Genomic DNA, 6,087 nt, shown 5'->3' with positions numbered 1-6,087 from the left:
TGTCGTTTTCAGAAGACGACCGCACCATCTGACTGGATGTAACGCCTGGTGTGCATACGGCTCCTGACAGCCCAATATCAGGAGTCGTCTGCACCAATCTCGACTATGCTCAATACTCGTGTGCACCAAAGCGAGGTTTGGGCATGACATCAGACACTCCACCGATTGCCGCGCAAGGCGTGGCCACCCTGCCCGACGAGGCATGGGCGCAAGCCCGGCACCGGACGGAAATCATCGGGCCACTGGCAGCGCTTGAGGTGGTCGGGCATGAAGCCGCCGATGAGGCAGCCCAAGCGCTGGGCCTGTCCCGGCGACAGGTATATGTCCTGATCCGTCGCGCCCGGCAGGGTACTGGCCTGGTAACAGACCTGACGCCCGGCCGATCCGGCGGCGGCAAAGGCAAGGGGCGCTTGCCGGAACCGGTCGAGCGCATCATCCGCGAGCTGCTGCAAAAGCGCTTCCTGACCAAGCAGAAACGCAGCCTGGCGGCGTTCCACCGCGAAGTCGCGCAGGCGTGCAAAACCCAGAAGCTGCCGGTGCCGGCGCGCAACACCGTGGCCCAGCGGATTGCCGGACTACACCCGGCGAAAATAGCCCGCAGCCGGGGCGGGCAGGACGCTGCCCGTCCCTTGCAAGGCGCGGGTGGCATTCCGCCCGAAGTCACCATGCCGCTGGAACAGGTGCAGATCGACCACACCGTCATCGACCTGATCGTGGTCGACGAGCGCGACCGGCAACCGATTGGCCGCCCATATTTGACCCTCGCCATCGACGTGTTCACGCGCTGCGTACTCGGCATGGTGGTCACGCTGGAAGCGCCGTCCGCCGTCTCGGTCGGCCTATGCCTCGCGCATGCCGCCTGCGACAAGCGGCCCTGGCTGGAAGGGCTGAATGTGGAAATGGACTGGCCGATGAGCGGCAAGCCCAGGCTGCTCTATCTGGACAACGCGGCCGAGTTCAAAAGCGAAGCGCTGCGCCGTGGCTGCGAACAGCATGGCATCCGGCTGGACTATCGCCCACCAGGCCAGCCGCACTACGGCGGCATCGTGGAACGGATCATCGGCACGGCGATGCAGATGATCCACGACGAATTACCGGGGACGACCTTCTCCAATCCCGGCCAGCGCGGCGAGTACGATTCCGAGAAGATGGCCACCCTGACGCTGCGCGAGCTGGAGCGCTGGCTCGCGTTGGCGGTAGGCACCTATCACGGCTCCGTGCACAACGGCCTGCTCCAGCCGCCGGCCGCGCGCTGGGCCGAGGCCGTGGAGCGCGTTGGCGTCCCGGCCGTCGTTACCCGCCCCACCGCGTTTTTGGTCGATTTCCTGCCGGTGATCCGCCGCACCCTGACCCGCACCGGCTTTGTCATCGACCACATCCACTACTACGCCGACGCCCTCAAGCCGTGGATTGCCCGGCGCGAGCGCTTGCCCGCCTTCCTGATCCGGCGCGATCCGCGCGACATCAGCCGCATCTGGGTACTGGAACCGGAAGGTCAGCACTATCTGGAGATCCACTACCGCACCTTGTCCCATCCGGCCGTCACCCTCTGGGAACAACGCCAGGCGCTGGCCAAATTGCGTCAGCTCGGGCGCGAGCAGGTGGACGAGTCGGCGCTGTTCCGCATGATCGGGCAGATGCGCGAGATCGTGACCACCGCCCAGAAGGCCACGCGCAAGGCGCGGCGCGACGCTGATCGCCGCCAGCACCTCAAGACGTCGGAGCCACCGGCCAAGCCCATACCGCCGGATGTGGACATGGCTGACCCGCAGGCAGACAACCTGCCGCCGGCCAAACCGTTCGATCAGATCGAGGAGTGGTAGCCGTGGACGAATATCCCGTCATTGACCTGTCCCACCTGCTGCCAGCGGCACAGGGTTTGGCCAGGCTGCCGGCAGACGAGCGCATCCAGCGCATTCGCGCCGACCGCTGGATCGGCTACCCGCGCGCGGTCGAGGCGCTGAACCGGCTGGAAACTCTGTATGCGTGGCCGAACAAGCAACGCATGCCAAACCTGCTGCTGGTCGGCCCCACCAACAACGGCAAGTCGATGATCGTCGAGAAATTCCGGCGGGCGCACCCGGTCGGCACCGACGCTGACCAAGAACATATCCCGGTGCTGGTCGTGCAGATGCCGTCAGAGCCATCGGTGATCCGCTTCTATGTCGCGCTGCTGGCTGCGATGGGCGCGCCGCTGCGCCCGCGCCCACGGCTGCCGGAAATGGAGCAACTGGCGCTGGCCCTGCTGCGCAAGGTCGGCGTGCGCATGCTGGTGATCGACGAACTGCACAATGTACTGGCTGGCAACAGCGTTAACCGGCGCGAGTTCCTCAACCTGCTGCGCTTCCTCGGCAACGAGCTGCGTATCCCCCTGGTCGGGGTCGGCACGCGCGAGGCGTACCTGGCCATCCGTTCGGACGATCAGTTGGAAAACCGCTTCGAGCCGATGCTGCTGCCGCCGTGGGAGGCCAATGAGGACTGCTGCTCGCTGCTGGCCAGCTTCGCGGCGTCACTCCCGCTACGGCGGCCATCCCCGATTGCCACGCTGGACATGGCCCGCTACCTGCTCACCCGGAGCGAAGGCACCATCGGCGAGCTTGCACATCTGCTGGTGGCGGCGGCCGTCGCCGCCGTGGAGAGTGGCGAGGAAGCGATCAACCACCGCACGCTCAGCATGGCCGACTACATCGGCCCCAGTGAGCGGCGGCGACAGTTCGAGCGGGAACTGATGTGAAGTCCGCGCCGCGCTGGCCGCTGCATCCGGCACCCAAGGAAGGCGAAGCCCTGTCCTCATGGCTCAACCGGGTCGCCGCCTGCTACCAGATGGACGTGCACGAGCTGCTGGCCCACGATCTTGGTCACAGCCAACTTGATGACCTGGATACCGCACCATCCTTGTCGTTGCTGACGGCGCTCTGCCAGCGCAGTGGCGTCGAGCTGGAGCGGTTGCGCAGCATGAGTCTTGCAGGCTGGGTGCCGTGGCTGCTCGACAGTCTCGACGATTCGGTACCAGCAGCCTTGGAAACCTATACATTCCAATGCGCGGTGCTCCTGCCCAAGCGCACCCGCAAGGTGCGGTCCATCACTCGCTGGCGTGCCTGGCTACCGAGCCAGACGATTCGCCGGGCGTGTCCGCAGTGTCTGAACGATCCAACGAATCAAGCTGTGCTACTCGTCTGGCAGCTCCCCTTGATGCTGAGCTGCCCGCAGCATGGCTGCTGGCTGGAGTCCTACTGGGGCATGCACGGCCGGTATCTTCAGTGGGAAATCGCCGATGCTGCGCCGCGCCCTGCCGATGGCGCAATCGCCTGCATGGACCGGCGCACCTGGCAGGCGCTGACGACGGGTTTTGTGGAGCTGCCGCGTCGGCGTGTCCACGCCGGCTTGTGGTTCCGGCTGCTGCGCACCCTGCTTGATGAGCTGAACACGCCGCTCTCGCACTGCGGCAGTTGCTCGGCGAGCATCCGCCATGTCTGGGAGCGCTGCGGCCATCCGCTGCGCGCCGGGCAGAGTCTGTGGCGTCCCTACGAGATTCTGGCCCCGGCGGTGCAGTGGCAGATGCTGGAGGCGGCGGCCACCGCCATCACGCTGATCGAGTCAAAGGCGCTGATCCCGCGCGGGGAACAGGCCGCGCTGTTTCAGACGGAGCCGCACACTGGTTTCACCAACGGCCTGCCGGCGAAGGTGCCGAAGCCGGAACCCATCAACCACTGGCAACGAGCAGCCCAGGCCATCGATGAGGCCATCATTGAAGCGCGACACAACCCGGAGACGGCCCGCTTGCTGTTCACACTGGCGTCCTACGGGCGACGCGACCCCGAATCCCTGGAACGTTTGCGCGCCACGTTCACCAAGGAGGGCATCCCGCCGGAGTTTTTGTCACATTACGAGCCTGAATGGCCGTTTGCAGGTCTTAGACTAAATGACGGGTTAAGTGACAGTTTTTGACGGCGAGAACTTTCTGGCTCACACTGTCACATAATCGAACGTATACGTGACGGGTGAAAAGGTGCTGATCGGCTACATGCGGGTATCGAAGGCGGACGGATCCCAGTCCACCAATTTGCAACGCGATGCGCTCATCGCCGCTGGTGTGAGCCTTGCGCACCTTTACGAGGATCTGGCCTCGGGCAGGCGCGATGATCGCCCAGGGTTGGCTGCTTGCCTGAAGGCGCTTCGTGAAGGGGACACGCTGATCGTGTGGAAGCTCGATCGGCTTGGCCGTGATCTGCGCCACCTGATCAACACCGTGCACGACCTAACTGCGCGTAGCGTGGGCCTGAAGGTCCTGACCGGTCACGGTGCGGCGGTCGACACGACGACTGCCGCCGGCAAGCTTGTGTTCGGTATTTTTGCCGCGCTGGCCGAGTTCGAGCGTGAGTTGATTTCCGAGCGAACAGTCGCTGGACTTATCTCGGCGCGCGCTCGCGGCAGGAAAGGGGGGCGCCCCTTCAAGATGACCGCCGCCAAGCTACGCCTGGCGATGGCCAGCATGGGGCAACCGGAAACCAAGGTGGGCGATCTCTGCGAAGAACTCGGGATTACCCGGCAGACGCTCTACCGGCACGTGTCGCCCAAGGGCGAACTGCGGCCAGACGGCGTAAAGCTGCTCTCCCTCGGTTCAGCCGCATAAATGGAGGCGACCTGGAACGGGGCGCTGTTCAGTGCGGCAACGATCCGATTACCGGTGTCGACCCAGAGCAGCCGTAGAGCTTTTGGGAAAGCTGTCGTTCAACTTTGTTTTAGGGCGACTGCCCTGCTGCGTAACATCGTTGCTGCTCCATAACATCAAACATCGACCCACGGCGTAACGCGCTTGCTGCTTGGATGCCCGAGGCATAGACTGTACAAAAAAACAGTCATAACAAGCCATGAAAACCGCCACTGCGCCGTTACCACCGCTGCGTTCGGTCAAGGTTCTGGACCAGTTGCGTGAGCGCATACGCTACTTGCATTACAGCTTACGAACCGAACAGGCTTATGTCCACTGGGTTCGTGCCTTCATCCGTTTCCACGGTGTGCGTCACCCGGCAACCTTGGGCAGCAGCGAAGTCGAGGCATTTCTGTCCTGGCTGGCGAACGAGCGCAAGGTTTCGGTCTCCACGCATCGTCAGGCATTGGCGGCCTTGCTGTTCTTCTACGGCAAGGTGCTGTGCACGGATCTGCCCTGGCTTCAGGAGATCGGAAGACCTCGGCCGTCGCGGCGCTTGCCGGTGGTGCTGACCCCGGATGAAGTGGTTCGCATCCTCGGTTTTCTGGAAGGCGAGCATCGTTTGTTCGCCCAGCTTCTGTATGGAACGGGCATGCGGATCAGTGAGGGTTTGCAACTGCGGGTCAAGGATCTGGATTTCGATCACGGCACGATCATCGTGCGGGAGGGCAAGGGCTCCAAGGATCGGGCCTTGATGTTACCCGAGAGCTTGGCACCCAGCCTGCGCGAGCAGCTGTCGCGTGCACGGGCATGGTGGCTGAAGGACCAGGCCGAGGGCCGCAGCGGCGTTGCGCTTCCCGACGCCCTTGAGCGGAAGTATCCGCGCGCCGGGCATTCCTGGCCGTGGTTCTGGGTTTTTGCGCAGCACACGCATTCGACCGATCCACGGAGCGGTGTCGTGCGTCGCCATCACATGTATGACCAGACCTTTCAGCGCGCCTTCAAACGTGCCGTAGAACAAGCAGGCATCACGAAGCCCGCCACACCGCACACCCTCCGCCACTCGTTCGCGACGGCCTTGCTCCGCAGCGGTTACGACATTCGAACCGTGCAGGATCTGCTCGGCCATTCCGACGTCTCTACGACGATGATTTACACGCATGTGCTGAAAGTTGGCGGTGCCGGAGTGCGCTCACCGCTTGATGCGCTGCCGCCCCTCACTAGTGAGAGGTAGGGCAGCGCAAGTCAATCCTGGCGGATTCACTACCCCTGCGCGAAGGCCATCGGTGCCGCATCGAACGGCCGGTTGCGGAAAGTCCTCCCTGCGTCCGCTGATGGCCGGCAGCAGCCCGTCGTTGCCTGATGGATCCAACCCCTCCGCTGCTATAGTGCAGTCGGCTTCTGACGTTCAGTGCAGCCGTCTTCTGAAAACGACA

At 63.9% G+C, this 6,087-nt stretch carries 5 protein-coding genes; all 5 read left to right on the top strand.

Going from position 1 to position 6,087, the window contains the following annotated elements; genetic code table 11:
• Positions 1-143: 143 nt before the first annotated feature.
• Positions 144-1,823: a DDE-type integrase/transposase/recombinase gene (locus CDO44_RS10985; RefSeq protein ID WP_003465068.1), complete on the top strand. Its 1,680-nt coding sequence runs from the start codon at positions 144-146 to the stop codon at positions 1,821-1,823.
• Positions 1,824-1,825: 2 nt separating this feature from the next.
• Positions 1,826-2,734 (top strand): TniB family NTP-binding protein, encoded by a 909-nt coding sequence (locus CDO44_RS10980; RefSeq protein ID WP_003465065.1) that lies wholly within the window; start codon positions 1,826-1,828, stop codon positions 2,732-2,734.
• Positions 2,731-3,948 carry a TniQ family protein gene (locus tag CDO44_RS10975; RefSeq protein ID WP_087780286.1) on the top strand — a complete coding sequence of 406 codons (1,218 nt, stop codon included), beginning with the start codon at positions 2,731-2,733 and terminating at the stop codon, positions 3,946-3,948. The genes CDO44_RS10980 and CDO44_RS10975 overlap by 4 nt, the downstream gene beginning before the upstream one ends.
• A gap of 61 nt (positions 3,949-4,009) precedes the next feature.
• Positions 4,010-4,633, top strand: coding sequence for a recombinase family protein (locus CDO44_RS10970; RefSeq protein ID WP_003155741.1), 624 nt, complete (start codon positions 4,010-4,012; stop codon positions 4,631-4,633).
• 238 nt (positions 4,634-4,871) lie between these two features.
• Positions 4,872-5,885, top strand: a complete 1,014-nt coding sequence (gene intI1 / locus CDO44_RS10965) for a class 1 integron integrase IntI1 (RefSeq protein WP_000845048.1) — start codon at positions 4,872-4,874, stop codon at positions 5,883-5,885.
• Positions 5,886-6,087 lie beyond the last annotated feature (202 nt).

Source organism: Pigmentiphaga sp. NML080357 (assembly GCF_002188465.1).
Taxonomy (GTDB): Bacteria; Pseudomonadota; Gammaproteobacteria; order Burkholderiales; family Burkholderiaceae_B; genus Pigmentiphaga.
The sequence above is the reverse complement of the archived record's forward strand: the minus strand, read 5'-3'. Positions and strand labels throughout refer to the sequence as shown.